The following is a 16,581-nucleotide window of genomic DNA, read 5'->3' as shown; positions in this document are numbered from 1 at the left end:
GATGCGCGCAGCTCACCGGGCTATCCGGCATGGACGCCCCCGAGCCGCGACCCTCCTTTATGCTCGATAATTATGTGCTCTCCTAGTGCCACGCTGACGGTGTGGGCCGGCTCCTGGCTGGCCGGTTGCAGCGCGCCCGACGACATCCTCGAGGCGTTGTACGCCTGGGCACCGCGGCACACCATCGCCGCGGGCGATCCACTGACCGGCGGTCGCGACGACCTGCCGTGGTCCTCCCGCGACAATCTGTCCGGCACCGGAGTCATGGCGCTGCTCAAGGTGATTCGCGAGGCGATGGCACAACCCGGTGCGCAGTTGCGCTTGGTGCTGCCGGTGCCCGGCGATGTGCGCGGACTGCCCACCGGAACCGCCTTCGGCGCGGATGCGATCGAGGCGGGCGAGGGACTGCTGTTCGGTGTGCCAGGCGAGGAGGGCACGGGACTGATCCCGCAGTGGGCCGATGACGACACCCTGCAGTGGACCGTCTACAGCACCCAGATTCCGGCCGCGCCCGGCCCGGATATGTCGCTCGGCGAGGCGGAATACACGATGCGCGAAGCGGTGCGCGATGCCGCCGACGCCCTCATGCGCCTGCACACCACCGCCGCTGGCGCGACCATCGACGCCGACCCACGCGAACTCATCGAGGCCGAGCTCGCGGATTACTCCCGCCACGACTATCCGGATTCGATCCCGTTGCGCGCCAGGCGAATCCTCGACAGCGCCGACCACGTCGCCGCGATCCTCACTGTTGCCCAACGCGAACCGGCATCCTCCCCCACCTCCGCCACCGCTACCGGCGCCCAGGAGGACCTCCTGCGCCCACTGTGGGATGCGATCCGCGCTGCCCGGTTGGTGGCAGTGCACGCCGCCGCCCGAGGCAATTCGTAAGGCACTTCGTTCGACGCATAAGGCGGCCGGCGGACCGCGAAGGCGCCATAACACCGGCATCCTCTGGTTGAATAGTCCGAGCGATCGCCTAAATAAACCGGGAGGCGGCATGTTTCGCATATCTCGCATCGCTGCGGCCGTGACCGCCACATTCATCATCGGTCTCGGCGCGCCCGTCGTTCCCGCCACGGCGATCGTGGGTGGAAATACCATCGAGGCGAGCGCCTACCCGTGGCTCGCCGCCGTCGGCAGCCCGTTGTACTTCCTCCGGCCATCCGGGCAATTCTGCGGCGGTGCGCTCATCGCACCCGATCGGGTTGTGACATCGGCGCATTGCGTCGAGTTGGCCCGGCTGCTGCCGCAGGGGATCACCGTCACCTTCGGCCGCACCGACCTGCGCTCGCACGATGGAGTCACCGTGGGGGTCAAGGAGATTCGCATCCACCCGGATTTCCGGGAAACCGATTTCGAGGGCGAGACCGTGCACCACAACGATCTCGCGATCCTCATCCTCGACGAGGCGAGACCCGGGCCGTTCCTGGAAATTGCCACGCCACAGGGCGATCCGCGCGCATACGGCAACACCGGCACCATCGTCGGCTGGGGCGCGACCTCCGAGCACGACACCTCGAATACGCTCCTGCGATCCGCCGCCGTCCCGATCGTCCTCAACGTCACGTGCGCCGCCGCCTATGGCTCCGCCTTCGACCCCGCCGATATGCTCTGCGCCGGATCCCCCGACGCCGATACCGCCGAATACGACAGCGGCGATCCACTGCTGGTCGCGGGCCGCCTGATCGGCCTCACCTCATGGGGCAAGGGCAGCGCCCGCCCAGGGTTCCCCGGCGTCTACGCCTACGTCACCACCGTTGGTTTCTGACCAAACACGGCGGACCAGTCGGTATACTCATCTCATGGCGGATGACGAGTCATCCATCGAATTTCCCGAGGCGCCGGTTCTCGTGGTGCAGACAAGGGAACGCGTCTATCGGCTACGTGCTGGGACGGCATATAACGTCGGTCGCGATCCGGCATCCGACGTTATCGTGACCGATCCGCGCGCATCTTCGTTGCACGCCGTGCTGGAGCGGGGTGCGGACGGTTGGGAAATCGAGGACGCGGGCAGCCTCAACGGCACCTTTTTCGACGGTCACCGGGTCGATCGGATGCTGATCGACCATGACGAGACGTTCCAGCTCGGGCACGCCGTGGACGGCGAGCAATTGGCCGTTTCCATCGAGGGGCAAGAAGGACAAACCGGCCAGGAGTCCGATGCCGATATCGGGGGAGACACGATGATCGTCTCCGATCCGGGCTACAACCTCGCGGACGAAGCTACGGTCACGAAGTTCCACGCGGGTCTGCCCAGGCGAGTTTCGCGATCGGCACCCTCAGGGGCCCGCCCCAGCGCGGTCGTCCGGATCACCTCGCCGACGCTTCGGATCGGACGCGCGCCAGACAACGACATCGTCGCGCACGACCTCATGCTCTCCCGCCATCACGCCGAGCTGCGCACGATCGGCGACGGCAGGTACCGGATCGTCGACCTCGACAGCCACAACGGCACCTACGTCAACGGCCACCGGATCGACGCCACGGACCTATCCGAATCCGATTTGATCGGCATGGGGCATACCACGTTCCGGCTGGTCGGCGACGAGCTGCGCGAGTTCGTCGACACCGGTGACGTGTCGGTCTCGGTGCAGAACCTCACCGTGCGGACCCCTGAGGGCAAGGTGCTCCTCGACGCAGTGGGCTTCCCCATCTCGCAGCGTTCGCTTGTCGGGGTCATCGGGCCCAGCGGGGCGGGCAAGTCGACGCTACTCGGCGCGGTCACCGGGTTGCGGCCCGCGACGGAGGGGACGGTCCGCTACGACGGACGCGACCTGTACACCAATTACGACGAACTCCGACACCGGATCGGGCTGGTCCCGCAGGAGGACATCCTGCACAACCAGCTTCCGACGCGGCGCGCGCTCCTCTACGCGGCCGAGCTGCGCTTCCCCGGTGACACACGCAGCGAGGAGCGCGAGCAGCGGGTCGACGAGGTCCTAGAAGAACTCGGCTTGACGCGGCACGCCGAAACCCGCATCGACAAGCTCTCTGGCGGGCAGCGCAAACGTGTCAGCGTCGCAGTGGAGTTGCTGACCAAACCGTCCCTGTTGTTTCTCGACGAACCGACCTCCGGCCTCGACCCGGGCCTGGATAAGACGGTCATGGAAATGCTGTCCGAACTGGCGCACGACGGGCGGACCGTCATCGTCGTTACGCACAGTGTGGCCAATCTTGATTCCTGCGACCGCCTGCTGGTCCTGGTGCCCGGCGGTCGGCTGGCCTATTACGGGCCGCCCGAGGAGGGGCTGCAGCAGTTCGCACAGCGCACTTGGGCCGAGGTTTTCCAGGCATTCGACCGCGAGGAAGACCGCGACTGGGCCGGTGAGTTCCAGAGGTCTTCACGCTTCGAGAACTACGTGGCGGTCGGACTGACCGACGATGTCGGCCCAGCGCAAGTGCGCCCACCGGCGCCGCCGCCCGCGCAGCAGTCCAAGCTTGCCCAGCTCAGTACGTTGTGCCGGCGATATCTGGCGGTGATTGCCTCGGACCGAAGCTATATGGCGCTGCTCGGGGTGATGCCCATACTCCTAGGTGGCTTGATCGCCGCAGTGCCATCGGGCGAGGGCTTCGCCGGGCCGCCGGGATCCAACGTCGACGCCCCGACCAAGCTCATGGTTTTGGCGTTCGCGGCCTGCTTCGTCGGCACCGGCAACTCGATTCGCGAGATCGTCAAGGAGCAGACGATCTACCGCAGAGAACGCGCGGCAGGCCTGTCAGCAGGGGTCTATCTGATGTCGAAACTGCTGGTCCTGGGCGTGATCACCACCCTTCAGGCGGCGGTGTTGGTCCTGATCGGCACCATCGGTGTGGACATGCCACCCAAGGGGCTTTTCACGATGGTCGAGCTGGAGCTGATCCTGGCGATGGCGCTGCTCGGCATCGCATCGCTGGCATTGGGCTTACTGGTATCGGTGTCGGTGAACACCTCGGAGAAGACACTGCCGCTGCTGATTGTGCTATCGATGGCACAACTGGTGCTCACCGGCGGGCTGGTGCGGCTCCCCGGCACACTCGGCCTGGAACAACTGGCCTACCTATCGCCGTCGCGCTGGGGGTTCGGCGCGGGAGCCGCCACCCTCGACCTGGACACTCTCACACCGCACACGGGCGCAGCCGATCCGCTCTGGAAACACACCATGGGCACGTGGCTGCTCGATATGGGAGTCGTCGCCGGGTTGGGGGCAGTCTTCCTCGCGCTGGCCTGGTATCGCCTGTATCAACTGCGCCCACGGCGCCGCGGTGCCCGCAAGGCGACGCTTTGACGCCCAGTAACGCAAACCGGCGGCTGGTTGCCGTCGACGTCTAGGTTGCGGCGGCAGGGCGTCGCGGCGGGGTGCAGCAGTCGATTGCACAGGGGGCGCCGTTAACGGTGCAGCCGTAGCCTGGAATGTCGCCGAGTCGGCGTGGCGATTTACCGGCCAGTTGCTCGTCGATCAGTTCGACGACCAACTGGGCGAAGCGGGGATCGGTGCCGGGAGTGGCGGCCCTGGCGAACGCCATGCCGAGTTCGGCGGCCTTCTCCCTGGCTTCGTTGTCCAGATCCCAGATGACTTCGAGGTGATCGGAGACGAATCCGACCGGGCACACGACGACCGCATCCACACCCTTGCCCGACAGATCCTCGAGATGATCGACGATATCCGGATCCAGCCACGGAATCCGCGGCGGGCCGGAACGGGACTGCCACACCACGTCGTAATCGGTGAATCCCGTCGCGGCGGCGCACAATCGCGCCGCCTCGGCGACCTGACGACTGTACAGCCGCCCACCATCCGCGCGCGGTCCCGCGGCAATATCGGCCGATACCGGTATCGAGTGCGCGGTGAAAACCAGTCGGGCACCATCGCGACGCTCGGCTGGAAGCGAATCCACCGCAGCACGAATCGCGGCAGCGAAGGCCTCGATCAACAGCGGATGATCGAAGTACTGCCGCAATTTCACCAGCTCCGGCGCGTCCGCCCCGAAAGCCGCACGCGCCCTTGCGATGTCCTCGTCGTACTGCAGACACCCCGAGTATCCACCCCACGCCGAGGTCGGGAATACCAAGGCCGACCGCACACCGTCGGCCGCCATACGCGCGACGGTGTCCTCGACCATCGGATCCCAGTTGCGGTTACCGAAATACACCGGCAATTCGATTCCTGCACCGGCTAATTCGCGATGTACCGCGGCGATGATGTCGCGATTGAGCGCATTGATCGGGGAGACACCGCCGAAATGCATGTAGTGCTGCGCGACCTCCTCGAGACGTTCGCGCGGCACGCCCCGCCCCCGAGTGACGTTCTCCAGGAACGGCATAACGTCCTCGGGCCGCTCGGGACCGCCGAACGACAGCAGCAGTAGGGCGTCGGCGGCCCGAACCACGGTGTCTCCCTTCGGATTACCTCAGTTGATCGACATGTTCTCCGGGAACCAGGTGTTGTGGCTGGCCCCGCCGTCGACGTAGATGATCGAACCGGTGGTGCCGGGCAGCCAGTCCGAGAGCAGCGTGACGATCGACTTCGCCACCACGGTCGGATCGTCGACATCCCAGCCGATCGGCGACGCTCCATCCCAGTAGGTGTTGAGCTGGTTGAGCTTGGCGGCATCGTCGGTCGCGGTGCCCGCGATGGCCTTGGCCGCGAGGGTCTTGATCGGGCCCGCGGCGATCAGGTTCGAGCGAATGCGCTTGGCGGTGCCGACCTCGCGCGCCACATAGCGGTTCACCGACTCCAGCGCGGCCTTGGCCACACCCATCCAGTTGTAGAACGGCATCGCGGTGCGCGGATCGAAATCCATACCGACGAGCGAACCGCCCTCGTTCATCACCGGCAGCACAGCGCGGGCCAGCGAGGCGTAGCTCCACGCCGAGATCTCGAACGCCTTGGCCGCATCCGGACCGGGACCGTCCAGGAACGGACGTGCCTCCGGACCCATCAGCGTGCGCGGCGCGAAAGCGATCGAGTGCAGCACACCGTCGAGGCCGTCCGGCGCGAGCTCACGGACCTTATCGGCCAGTACGACCAGATCGTCCTCGTTGGTGACATCGAGCGGGATGGCCGGGGCGACCTCTTGCGGCAGCCGCTTGGCGATCCGATCGATCAGCCGCAGCCGCTCCGGAATGCCGGTGATGATCACCTTCGCGCCCTGCTCCTGCGCGACCGCCGCCGCATGGAACGCGATCGAGGAATCGGTGATGATGCCGGTGATCAGGATGGTCTTGCCTTCGAGCAATCCGCCCATGGGTTTTCGGTTCTCCTGTAGTCGAAGTTCAACTGGTTACGCGACCGCCGAACACGTCGGCTTTCGGTTGGGTCAGTGGCCCATGCCCATGCCGCCATCGACCGGGATCACCGCGCCGGACACGTAGGCAGAATCATCGGAGGCCAGGAAGCTGATCACGGCGGCGACGTCTTCCGGCTGGCCCAGGCGCTGCAGCGGAATGAACTTCTTCGCTGTGTCACGCAGATCGTCGGGCAGTTCAGCCGTCATATCGGTCTCGATAAAGCCCGGCGCGACCACATTCGCGGTGATCGAGCGCGAGCCGAGTTCACGGGTGATGGAACGCGCCAGACCGATGACGCCGGCCTTCGACGAGGCGTAGTTGATCTGGCCGGGACCACCGCCGAGGCCGACGACCGAGCCGAGGAAGATCATCCGACCCCAACGTGCCCGCAGCATCGCGCGGTTCGCACGCTTGGCGCAGCGGAATGCACCGGTCAGGTTCGCATCGATGACCTTGGTGAACTGCTCCTCGGTCATACGCATCAGCAGGGTGTCGTCGGTGATGCCCGCATTGGCGACCAACACCTCGACCGGCCCCTGATGCTGCTCCACCTCGGTGAAGGCGGCATCGACCGAATCACTATCCGTCACATCGCATTTCACACCGAACAGTCCGTCCGGAACCCCCGACCCACGATGCGTGACGGCCACCTTGTGCCCGTCGGCAAGCAGACGCTGCGCGACCGCGAGTCCGATACCGCGGTTGCCACCGGTCACCAGGACCGACCGGGATGTGATGTTCGACATGAGGACCAACCTATCTGTTCGGGTTCGTGCGCCACGTCCGGGCCACACATAGTGCTTCTATGTAGAACCGGGCGCGTCGCGACGGCAGGCATTGACGACTACGGCAGGCGTTGACGATAGAGCAAGCCGGTAACTACACCGGCAGCGACGACGAGCATGCCGAGCAAAAGCCATGGTCTGCTGGCATCGCCCCTGGTCATCTCGTAACCGATCTGCTCTTCGAGCGTGTCGTAGACCGCGGTCAACTCGGTCAGGCTCGAAGCGGTATAGAAATCGCCACCGGAGAGTTTGGCGATCTCGCGCAGCGCATCATCGTCGACAGGCACCTTGACGCGTTGCGCGCCTCTACCGTCCTGGTCCGGAATTTCCACCGTGCCCCACGAGGTTCCGAACGAAATCGTCGATACCGGAACGCTTTTGTTCTTCGCAAGGCGAGCCGCGGTGAAACCGTGCCGTGGATTGTCGACGTCCTTGTCGTCGGGCACCGTCTGCTTACCGTCGGACATCAGCACGATGCGCGCGGGCGGCGGCGTTTCCGCACCACCGAGCACAGTGGCAATGGTGTCGATCGACTGCAGCGCGGTGAGAATGCCCTCACCGGTGGCGGTGCGCTCGGCGAGTTTGATGTTGTCGATGGCCGCCTTGACGGCCTCGCGGTTCGTCGTGGGCGGCACCATTACCGAGGCGGTGCCCGCGAAAGTGACGAAGCCGAGGTTGATACCCGGCGGCAACCCGTCGACGAATTCCTTACCGGCCTTCTGCGCCACCTTCAGTCGCGACGGCGGCACATCGGTCGCCTCCATGGACAGCGAAACATCCATCACCAGAACGACTGTCGCGCGATTGCGCGGCACTTTCTTGACCGCCGTCGGCCCCGCGGCCGCGATGGTGAGGAACACCAGACCGACCAACATCAGCGCGATCGGCACATGCCGCATCGGACTCGGTCGCGACGGGGCGACCTTCTCCAGCAGCTCCATATTGGTGAACTGCAGCATGTGCCGGTGACGGCTGCGCTGAACGAGGATGTAGCCCAACGCGATCAGCACGACAACAGCGAGGAAGCCGAGCCAGACCAGCGCGGTGAAATGCGAAATACTCACTGGCGCGGCGCCCGTCCGCTCGGGGCGCCGAATGCGTGGCGCCGGGTGGACACGAACCGGACCACATCGGAGATCCAGTCCCGGTCGGTCTGCAGGGTGAGCACCGGTGCACCGCAACTGCGGAGGGCCTGTTCGACCTGAACGCGATGACGCTCGGCGGCGGTTGCGAAATCGGCACGCAGCGAAGGCGTCACGCTGAATTCGCGGGTGCGCCCGGTCTCGGGATCGTGCAGCACCACATCACCCACATCGGGCAGCGACAGATCGCGCGGGTCGAGCACCTCGACCGCGAGTAGATCGTGGCGCGCGGAAATGGCGCGCAGCGAGCGCTGCCAGTTGATATCACCGAGGAAGTCGCTGATGACGACCGCGAGTCCGCGCTTGCGCTGCGGGCGACGCAGCGATTCGATCGCCTCGCGCAGATCGCCGCGCACACCGTCGCGGGCGTGCGGGGTCGTCGCGATCTCGCGCAGCATCGACTGCGCGTGCACCCGGCCGCTGCGCGCGGGAATGCGGGTCAACCGCTCACCGGTCGCGACGACCGCGCCGATCCGATTACCGCCGCCGCTGGTGAGGTGGGTGATCGCCGCCGCGGCCGCGACCGCGAGATCGCGCTTCTGACATAGCGCGGTGCCGAAGTCGAGGCTGGCCGACAGATCGACCACCATCCAGGTCTCGAGTTCCCGGTCGGCGATCATCTGCCGTACATGCGGATGGGTGGTGCGGGCGGTGACCGACCAATCCATCTGTCGCACATCGTCGCCCGGCTGGTAGGTCCTGGCCTCGCCCGGCTCCGAGCCGGGGCCCGGAATCAAGCCGAGGTGATCGCCGTGCAGCACACCGTCGAGCCGACGACGGACGGTCAGTTCCAACGTTCTGAGCGCCGCCGTCAGCTTCGGATCCGACAGTTCGCCCGATCGGAAAGACGGTGGTGCATGTGGAGACATCGGCACTGGTGGAACCGGATCCGATGCCGAGGTCACTTCGGCTGGTTATTGCCGGCGGCCGGAGACATCTGCGCGACCGACGGCTGCGGCACCGCGTCCTGAGGTGCGGGCGGCTGCGGGATCGGCGGCTGCCCGCCGTGCGGTCCCATGGCGGGCGGTGCGGCCGGCACGGGTGCGGACTGACCACCCGGGGCGACCGCCTGCGGTGCGACCTGCGGCAGGCCGACGGTCTGCAGCACGCGCTTGATCACATCGTCGGGGGTGATCTCATCGGCGAGTGCGTCGTAGGACAGTACAAGGCGGTGGCGCAGCACATCCGGAATCACCTCAACGACATCCTGCGGCACCACATAGTCGCGGCCGCGGATCAGCGCCACGGCGCGGGCCGCGGCGATGATGCCGAGGCTGGCGCGCGGCGAGGCGCCGTAGGCGATCCAGCTCGCCACGTCCTGCATGCCGAACTCGCCGGGCTTGCGGGTCGCCGCGATCACCCGGACCACATAATCGACCAGCGCATGGTGCACGAACGTATTCGCGGCCACGCGCTGCAAGCGGATCAGTTCGGTCGGGTCGAGGATCGGCTTGGCCTCCGGCGGGGTGACGCCCATTCGGTAGATGATCTCGCGCTCTTCCTCCACCGACGGGTAGTCGACGACCACCTTGAACAGGAAGCGGTCGCGCTGCGCCTCGGGCAGCGGGTACACGCCCTCGCTCTCGATCGGGTTCTGGGTCGCCATGACCAGGAACGGATCGGGCATCGGGTAGGTCTTGCCGCCGATCGACACATGCCGCTCGGCCATCACCTCGAGCAGTGCGGACTGGACCTTGGCCGGCGCGCGGTTGATCTCGTCGGCAAGCACGAAGTTCGCCACGACCGGGCCGAGTTCGGTATCGAATTCCTCGCGGCCCTGGCGGTAGATGCGGGTACCGATCAGGTCGGTGGGCACCAGGTCGGGGGTGAACTGGACGCGGGCGAACGAACCACCGACCACCTTGGCGAAGGTCTCCACCGCAAGGGTTTTGGCGATACCTGGCACACCCTCGAGCAGTACGTGGCCGCGTGCGAGCACCCCGACGAGCAGCCGTTCGACGAGCCGATCCTGGCCGACGATAACGCGCTTGACCTCGTATATCGCCTTCTCCAGGGTCTGGACGTCACGCTCCAGGGTGCTGGGTGCGGGAGCAGCGGCCTCTTTCGCCAAACTTGCCCCGCTCACACCGTCCGTCGAAGTCACCAACATCCCCGCTTTCGCTTTGGTCCTGTGCGTGCTGCCACAACTATTCCAGGTAATGGCCGCATATGCCGCAACCGGACCCGAGATCACGGCAAATCAACAGGTTCGCGGTCGGGTTCGCGGCGCGGCCCAGCCTAGGGTTACCAGACGAGCCTAGGGGTCAGGTGACGATCCGCACCGCGTACGGCATGATGCCGCCCTCGCGCACCGGAGAAACCCGTACCACCTCGCCGGATTGCGGCGCCTCCACCATCTTCCCGTTTCCGAGGTAGAGCGCGACATGTTCGCTGCCGTTCGGGCCCCAGAACAGCATGTCACCGCGGCTGCGCTCGGCGACGGGCACTCTGGTGCCCGCGTTGTATTGATACCCGCTGTAGTGCGGCAGTGAGACGCCGATACCAGCGAAGGCATAGATCATCAGACCCGAGCAGTCGAAGCCGACCTTGTTGTAATCGCCGAAGCTGTCGGCGACACCGCCGTCGTGGATGCCGAGGGTCGGCCCGTCCTCATCGCCACCGCCCCAGGCATAGACGACACCGATCTGCGACATGGCCCGGTCGACCACGGTTTCGATCGCCTGCGAGCCGGTGACCGACGGCATGGTCGGGCCGGTGGCGCGCGGGCGGGTTTGGCGCGGCGGCGAATCCTGCATCTGGATATGCGGCCGCTTGCCCTCGCCCGCCTGCGCCGCGCGGTCCTTGGCGGCCTGATCCTGGGCCGCACGTGCGGCGGCGGCCGCGGCCGCCGCGCGGATGGCGGCCTCCTCGGCCTTGCGCTGTTCGTCCCAGGCCAGATAGGCCTCGCGTTGCCCTTGCAGCCCGGCCACATTCGCGCGCGCCTGGTCGAGGCGGCCCTGCGCCGCCGTGCGCTCGCGTAGTAGGCCCTCCCGCTGCGCCGCCTGCTGATCCTGTTCGGCCCGCACCGCGGCGACGGCGTTTTCCGCGTCGGTCTTTTTCTGTTCGGCCACCGCGGCGGCCGCGTCGGCGGCCGATTTCGCTTGGCGCGCACTGGCATTCCTATTGCCTTGTGCGATCTGGGCGCGGCGCAGCGAGTCGAGCACCGACTGCTGATTCTTCGATACCAGCGTGAACACCTGGGCGCGGTTGAGCGCGACATCCGGGGTGGCCGAGGACAGATAGGTGACGATGGAGCTCGCCGCGGGCCGGGTGTATGCCTGCACCGCGAACTGGTCGAAGTTGCGCCTGGCCTGGTCGACCTGAGTTCCGGCCTCACTCAGTTCGCGCTGGGTCTGCACCACCGCGGCCGCGGCGGCGTCGGCTGCGTCGCGGGCGTCCTGCAGATCGACCAGCGCCTTGTTGACCTCCTCGCGCTTCTGCGCAATGGCGGCGTCGAGTTCCCGCAGCTTTTGATCCGTCGCCGCGACCTGGTTGACCAGCGCGCCGACCTCGGTCACTCTGGCGTCGGCTTGCGCGCCGGCGTCGGCGATCTGGCTATCGCTCGGGTTGGGTGGAGCAGGCGGCACCGCGGCGACCGGCCCTGCCGTGACGAACACGGCGACAGTGACCAGCAACCCCAGAGCGACCGACAGCGGACGCCGAGAACCGGCAACGCCGTTGTTGCGCATCGCACCTCCCAAGGACCCGACCAGGCTTAACCTCACGAGCCCCCTGCGACCCATCGCGCTCAGTGGTGCACAGATAGCTCTCTGAACACTCTTTCCCCATCAGTAAACATTCGAACCGTACGACACATCATTCACCAAAGAAACTCTGACAACAGAACTACAGGCGTGTAATTCGGCCGTTGCCGAGAAATAGCCGTATAGGTACGGAGATCCGGCCGGAAAAAACAAACCGGCCGGCACGAAAAGTAGCTGAGCGGATACTCGCTACGAGATGAGATCCCGGTCGTCGCCACGAGCCGAAACCCCTACCGGCACAGCCCGCTCGGCAGAACGGCGCGACTTCACCCAATAGAGACCACCGACCACCGCCGCCGTGCCGACAAGCAACACGCTGGTGATCGCAGTCCAGGAGACCTTCTCCGGCTGCTCGAGCCGATCGATGAAAATCTGCGCCGCCTGCGCCGAATGACCCTGGGTGCTCTTGGACGCGTCCTCAGCCCACTCCAGCTTCACCCGGCTGATCGAATCGCTGTAGGTGCCGACCCAGTCGTCACTGAGCGCAACCACGGTTCCATGCTCGGTGGTGCCGACCTCGGTTGCCAGGTCACGTAGATTGGAGTCGTGGCCTGGATTACCGGGAATCACCACGATGCTGAGTTCGATGCCGTGGGCTCGGGCATCGGCGACGACCGCCTCGAGCGCGTCCTGGTCCTTACCCTTCGGCGTGGCCACATGGTTGTCGGCCACATCCTCCTTGATCTGGGTCAACGTCTTGTCGTCGATACCAGGGGGGAGTTCCGCGCGCAGGGGCGTGAACACCGAGGTGTGCGAGACGGTCATCTTCCATCCGGTCTGTCGAGCCGCATCGGTACGCGAGGCGACGGGCATCCAACACTGCAGGGTGAACCGGTGCAGGCCCACCGGTCACTCCGAACAACTCGAAAGCACAGTACGCGACGGAGTGTCGGACCACCTTCCGACGGCGCACCCAACGGCACCCGCGCGTTTCACAGGACAAGCGTACTGTTAGGCTCGAAGCCGCGAGGAGCCAGTACGTTCCAGCGCTGGAACCCTCCGAACACGTAACCGTAGCGACCGCTTGCAGGTCGCTCGAAAACCAGCCGCGGGCACAGCCCCGCCCGCGGCCACCCTCACAGACGAGTGGAGCTGACGTGACGACAAGTATCGATACTTTCGGCGCAAAGGGCACCCTCGAGGTCGGAAGCAACTCCTACGAGATCTTCCGTCTCTCGGCCGTGCCCGGCACCGAAAAACTCCCCTACGCACTGAAGGTCCTCGCGGAGAATCTGCTCCGCACCGAGGACGGCGCCAATATCACCGCCGATCACATCCGCGCCATCGCGAGCTGGGATCCATCGGCTCAGCCGAACACCGAGATCCAGTTCACCCCGGCCCGCGTGATCATGCAGGACTTCACCGGCGTGCCCTGCATCGTCGACCTGGCCACGATGCGCGAGGCCGTCACTACCCTCGGCGGCGACCCGAGCAAGGTCAACCCGCTCTCCCCCGCCGACATGGTCATCGACCACTCGGTCATCCTGGACGTGTTCGGCCGCGCCGACGCCCTCGAGCGCAACGTCGACCTGGAATACCAGCGCAACGGCGAGCGCTACCAGTTCCTGCGCTGGGGCCAGGGCGCCTTCGACGATTTCAAGGTCGTCCCGCCGGGCGTCGGCATCGTGCACCAGGTCAACATCGAATACCTGGCCCCCACGGTCATGGTCCGCAACGGCCAGGCCTATCCCGACACCTGCGTTGGCACCGACTCGCACACCACCATGGTCAACGGCCTGGGCGTACTGGGTTGGGGCGTCGGCGGTATCGAGGCCGAGGCGGCCATGCTCGGGCAGCCGGTCTCCATGCTCATCCCGCGCGTCGTCGGCTTCAAGCTGACCGGTGAGATCAAGCCGGGCGTGACCGCCACCGACGTGGTGCTCACCGTCACCGAAATGCTGCGCAAGCACGGTGTGGTCGGCAAGTTCGTCGAGTTCTACGGCAAGGGCGTCGCCGAGGTGCCGCTGGCCAACCGGGCCACCCTGGGCAACATGAGCCCCGAATTCGGTTCCACCGCAGCGATCTTCCCGATCGACGGCGAGACCATCAACTACCTGCGCCTCACCGGCCGCACCGACGAGCAGCTCGCGCTGGTCGAGGCGTACGCCAAGGAACAGGGCCTGTGGCACGACGCCGACAACGAGCCCGCCTACTCGGAGTACCTCGAGCTGGACCTGAGCACCGTGGTGCCGTCCATCGCCGGCCCGAAGCGTCCGCAGGACCGAATCCTCTTGTCGGACTCCAAGACCGCGTTCCGCAAGGACATCCACAACTACACCAACGACGCGGAGTCCGGCCCGGCCGCCGCCACCCCGCACACGCATCTGGATGAGGCCATCGAGGAGTCCTTCCCGGCCTCAGATCCGGCCGTGCTGTCCTTCGCCGACGACGACGCGATCCTGCCGTCCGCCGCCAACGGCAGTGTCGGCCGTCCGTCCAAGCCGGTCAAGGTCTCCGATCCGGAGCGCGGTGACTTCGTGCTCGATCACGGCGCGGTCGTGGTCGCGGGTATCACCTCCTGTACCAACACCTCCAACCCGTCGGTCATGCTGGGCGCGGCCCTGCTGGCTCGTAACGCGGTCGAGAAGGGCCTGTCCTCCAAGCCGTGGGTCAAGACCAACATGGCCCCGGGCTCGCAGGTCGTCTCCGACTACTACGAGAAGGCCGGTCTGTGGCCGTACCTGGAGAAGCTGGGCTTCTACGTGGGCGGTTACGGCTGCACCACCTGCATCGGTAACACCGGTCCGCTGCCGGAGGAGATCTCCAAGGCGATCAACGACAACGATCTGTCGGTCACCGCGGTGCTTTCCGGTAACCGCAACTTCGAGGGTCGTATCTCCCCCGACGTGAAGATGAACTACCTGGCCTCGCCACCGCTGGTCATCGCGTACGCGCTCGCGGGCACCATGGACTTCGACTTCGAGACCGACGCTCTGGGCAAGGACACCGACGGCAACGACGTCTTCCTGAAGGACATCTGGCCGTCCCCGCAGGAGATCGACGACACCATCAAGTCGGCGATCAGCCGGGATATGTTCACCAAGTCCTACGCCACCGTCTTCCAGGGCGACGAGCGCTGGCAGGGCCTGAGCACCCCTGAGGGCGACACCTTCGCGTGGGACCAGAACTCGACCTACGTCCGCAAGGCGCCGTACTTCGACGGCATGGATATGGAGCCGGCTCCGGTCGAGGACATCAAGGGCGCGCGCGTACTCGCGCTGCTCGGTGACTCGGTCACCACCGACCACATCTCCCCGGCCGGTCCGATCAAGCCGGGCACCCCGGCCGCGCAGTACCTCGACTCGCACGGCGTGGAGCGCAAGGACTACAACTCCCTGGGCTCGCGTCGCGGTAACCATGAGGTGATGATCCGCGGCACCTTCGCCAACATCCGGCTGCGCAACCAGCTGCTCGTCGATGTCTCGGGCGGCTACACCCGTGACTTCACCCAGGACGGCGGCCCGCAGGCGTTCATCTACGATGCCTCGCAGAACTACCAGGCCGCGGGCATCCCGCTGGTCGTGCTGGGCGGTAAAGAGTACGGTTCAGGTTCCTCGCGTGACTGGGCCGCCAAGGGCACCTCGCTGCTGGGTGTGAAGGCCGTCATCACCGAGTCCTTCGAGCGCATCCACCGCTCGAACCTCATTGGTATGGGCGTCATTCCGCTGCAGTTCCCGGCCGGTGAGTCGGCCGCGTCGCTGAAGCTGGACGGCACCGAAACCTTCGACATCGAGGGCATCACCAAGCTGAACGAGGGTGTGACTCCGAAGACCTTGAAGGTCACCGCCACCAAGGAGAACGGCGATGTGGTCACCTTCGACGCGGTGGTCCGGATCGACACCCCCGGTGAGGCCGACTACTACCGCAACGGTGGCATCCTGCAGTACGTGCTGCGCAACATGATTCGCGGCTGAACGACTGTGCTGTAGTAGGTCCGCGCACCGCGTCACCCGCGGTGCGCGGACCTCTTCACATTGCATTGCCCGCTTCGCTCGGAGGAGCCCGCCGAAATGCCCAAAGTCAGTGATGATCACCTCGCCGCCCGGCGTAGTCAGATTCTGGACGGGGCGCGGGCCTGTTTCGCCGAATACGGGTACGACGGTGCGACCGTGCGCCGTCTGGAAGAGGCCATCGGCCTGTCCCGCGGCGCGATTTTCCACCACTTCCGGGACAAGGACGCCCTTTTCCTCGCCCTGGCCCAAGAAGACGCCGACCGCATGGCCGATGTAGCGGCCAATCAGGGTCTGGTGCAGGTCATGCGCGATATGCTCGCCCACCCGGAGCAATTCAATTGGCTCGGAACCCGTTTGGAGATCGCGCGCCGCCTGCGCACCGATCCGGAATTCCGCGCGAGTTGGACCCAGCGTTCTGCCGAACTCACCGCCGCCACCCTGGCCCGCCTGGAACGCCGCAAGGCCGCGGGTGCCCTCCGCGACGACGTTCCCACCGACGTCCTCCTCGGATATCTGGACCTCGTGCTGGACGGTCTCATCGCCCGCATCGCGTCCGGGCACACCAACGAAAACCTTTCGGCGGTATTGGATCTCGTCGAAGCATCGGTGCGCCGCAAGGAATGAAATCGTATGCACCCGACCCCCTCCGCCGACGGCCGACTGCCC

General features: G+C 66.0%; 13 protein-coding genes. 5 read left to right on the top strand and 8 right to left on the bottom strand.

The window, feature by feature from the left end:
* Nucleotides 1–72 precede the first annotated feature (72 nt).
* The 3 genes from ACIBI6_RS03030 to ACIBI6_RS03020 all read left to right on the top strand — a co-directional run bounded on the left by ACIBI6_RS03030 (nt 73) and on the right by ACIBI6_RS03020 (nt 4,268).
* Complete coding sequence (locus ACIBI6_RS03030; RefSeq protein WP_364340461.1) at nt 73–891, top strand: hypothetical protein; 819 nt, start codon at nt 73–75, stop codon at nt 889–891.
* Between the two features lie 109 nt (nt 892–1,000).
* Nucleotides 1,001–1,771 (top strand): S1 family peptidase, encoded by a 771-nt coding sequence (locus ACIBI6_RS03025; protein WP_396955125.1) that lies wholly within the window; start codon nt 1,001–1,003, stop codon nt 1,769–1,771.
* 34 nt (nt 1,772–1,805) lie between these two features.
* A complete protein-coding gene (locus tag ACIBI6_RS03020) occupies nt 1,806–4,268 on the top strand; it encodes an FHA domain-containing protein (protein WP_396955124.1) in 2,463 nt (820 codons plus the stop codon).
* 40 nt (nt 4,269–4,308) lie between these two features.
* On the opposite strand, the gene ACIBI6_RS03015 is transcribed toward ACIBI6_RS03020, so the two are convergent.
* From ACIBI6_RS03015 to ACIBI6_RS02980, 8 genes are all read right to left on the bottom strand, one after another.
* Nucleotides 4,309–5,370 carry a ferrochelatase gene (locus ACIBI6_RS03015; protein WP_396955123.1) on the bottom strand — a complete coding sequence of 354 codons (1,062 nt, stop codon included), beginning with the start codon at nt 5,368–5,370 and terminating at the stop codon, nt 4,309–4,311.
* Between the two features lie 21 nt (nt 5,371–5,391).
* Nucleotides 5,392–6,228, bottom strand: coding sequence for an NADH-dependent enoyl-ACP reductase InhA (gene inhA, locus ACIBI6_RS03010; RefSeq protein WP_364340453.1), 837 nt, complete (start codon nt 6,226–6,228; stop codon nt 5,392–5,394).
* 72 nt (nt 6,229–6,300) lie between these two features.
* A complete protein-coding gene (gene fabG1 / locus ACIBI6_RS03005; RefSeq protein WP_364340451.1) occupies nt 6,301–7,017 on the bottom strand; it encodes a 3-oxoacyl-ACP reductase FabG1 in 717 nt (238 codons plus the stop codon).
* A 98-nt stretch (nt 7,018–7,115) separates the two neighbouring features.
* Nucleotides 7,116–8,120 carry a VWA domain-containing protein gene (locus tag ACIBI6_RS03000; RefSeq protein WP_364340449.1) on the bottom strand — a complete coding sequence of 335 codons (1,005 nt, stop codon included), beginning with the start codon at nt 8,118–8,120 and terminating at the stop codon, nt 7,116–7,118.
* Nucleotides 8,117–9,067, bottom strand: a complete 951-nt coding sequence (locus tag ACIBI6_RS02995; RefSeq protein WP_364340447.1) for a DUF58 domain-containing protein — start codon at nt 9,065–9,067, stop codon at nt 8,117–8,119. Before ACIBI6_RS02995 ends, ACIBI6_RS03000 begins: the two co-directional genes overlap by 4 nt.
* Before the next feature lie 32 nt (nt 9,068–9,099).
* Nucleotides 9,100–10,308 carry a MoxR family ATPase gene (locus ACIBI6_RS02990; RefSeq protein WP_364340445.1) on the bottom strand — a complete coding sequence of 403 codons (1,209 nt, stop codon included), beginning with the start codon at nt 10,306–10,308 and terminating at the stop codon, nt 9,100–9,102.
* A 154-nt stretch (nt 10,309–10,462) separates the two neighbouring features.
* Nucleotides 10,463–11,887: an NlpC/P60 family protein gene (locus ACIBI6_RS02985; protein ID WP_396955122.1), complete on the bottom strand. Its 1,425-nt coding sequence runs from the start codon at nt 11,885–11,887 to the stop codon at nt 10,463–10,465.
* A 264-nt stretch (nt 11,888–12,151) separates the two neighbouring features.
* Nucleotides 12,152–12,808, bottom strand: a complete 657-nt coding sequence (locus ACIBI6_RS02980; RefSeq protein ID WP_396955121.1) for a DUF6676 family protein — start codon at nt 12,806–12,808, stop codon at nt 12,152–12,154.
* 251 nt (nt 12,809–13,059) lie between these two features.
* On the opposite strand from ACIBI6_RS02980, the gene ACIBI6_RS02975 reads away from it, so the two are divergent.
* The gene (locus tag ACIBI6_RS02975) at nt 13,060–15,876 is read left to right on the top strand and encodes an aconitate hydratase (protein ID WP_396955120.1); all 2,817 of its coding nucleotides are present in this window, start codon (nt 13,060–13,062) and stop codon (nt 15,874–15,876) included.
* A 96-nt stretch (nt 15,877–15,972) separates the two neighbouring features.
* On the top strand, nt 15,973–16,539 hold the full coding sequence (locus ACIBI6_RS02970) for a TetR/AcrR family transcriptional regulator (RefSeq protein ID WP_040691943.1): 567 nt from the start codon (nt 15,973–15,975) through the stop codon (nt 16,537–16,539).
* Nucleotides 16,540–16,581: the final 42 nt, after the last annotated feature.

Origin of the sequence: Nocardia sp. NPDC050412, from assembly GCF_044458825.1 — a bacterium.
Classification (GTDB): domain Bacteria; phylum Actinomycetota; class Actinomycetes; order Mycobacteriales; family Mycobacteriaceae; genus Nocardia.
Note: the sequence above shows the minus strand (reverse complement) of the source record. Positions and strands in the feature narration are given on the sequence as shown.

Excerpts from the sequence above, each read along its gene's own strand:
- ACIBI6_RS03030 (WP_364340461.1), top strand. The coding sequence starts at position 73 with ATGTGCTCTCCTAGTGCCACGCTGACGGTGTGGGCCGGCTCCTGGCTG.
- ACIBI6_RS03025 (WP_396955125.1), top strand. The coding sequence starts at position 1,001 with ATGTTTCGCATATCTCGCATCGCTGCGGCCGTGACCGCCACATTCATC.
- ACIBI6_RS03020 (WP_396955124.1), top strand. The coding sequence starts at position 1,806 with ATGGCGGATGACGAGTCATCCATCGAATTTCCCGAGGCGCCGGTTCTC.
- inhA (WP_364340453.1), bottom strand. The coding sequence starts at position 6,228 with ATGGGCGGATTGCTCGAAGGCAAGACCATCCTGATCACCGGCATCATC.
- fabG1 (WP_364340451.1), bottom strand. The coding sequence starts at position 7,017 with ATGTCGAACATCACATCCCGGTCGGTCCTGGTGACCGGTGGCAACCGC.
- ACIBI6_RS02995 (WP_364340447.1), bottom strand. The coding sequence starts at position 9,067 with ATGTCTCCACATGCACCACCGTCTTTCCGATCGGGCGAACTGTCGGAT.
- ACIBI6_RS02990 (WP_364340445.1), bottom strand. The coding sequence starts at position 10,308 with ATGTTGGTGACTTCGACGGACGGTGTGAGCGGGGCAAGTTTGGCGAAA.
- ACIBI6_RS02985 (WP_396955122.1), bottom strand. The coding sequence starts at position 11,887 with ATGCGCAACAACGGCGTTGCCGGTTCTCGGCGTCCGCTGTCGGTCGCT.
- ACIBI6_RS02970 (WP_040691943.1), top strand. The coding sequence starts at position 15,973 with ATGCCCAAAGTCAGTGATGATCACCTCGCCGCCCGGCGTAGTCAGATT.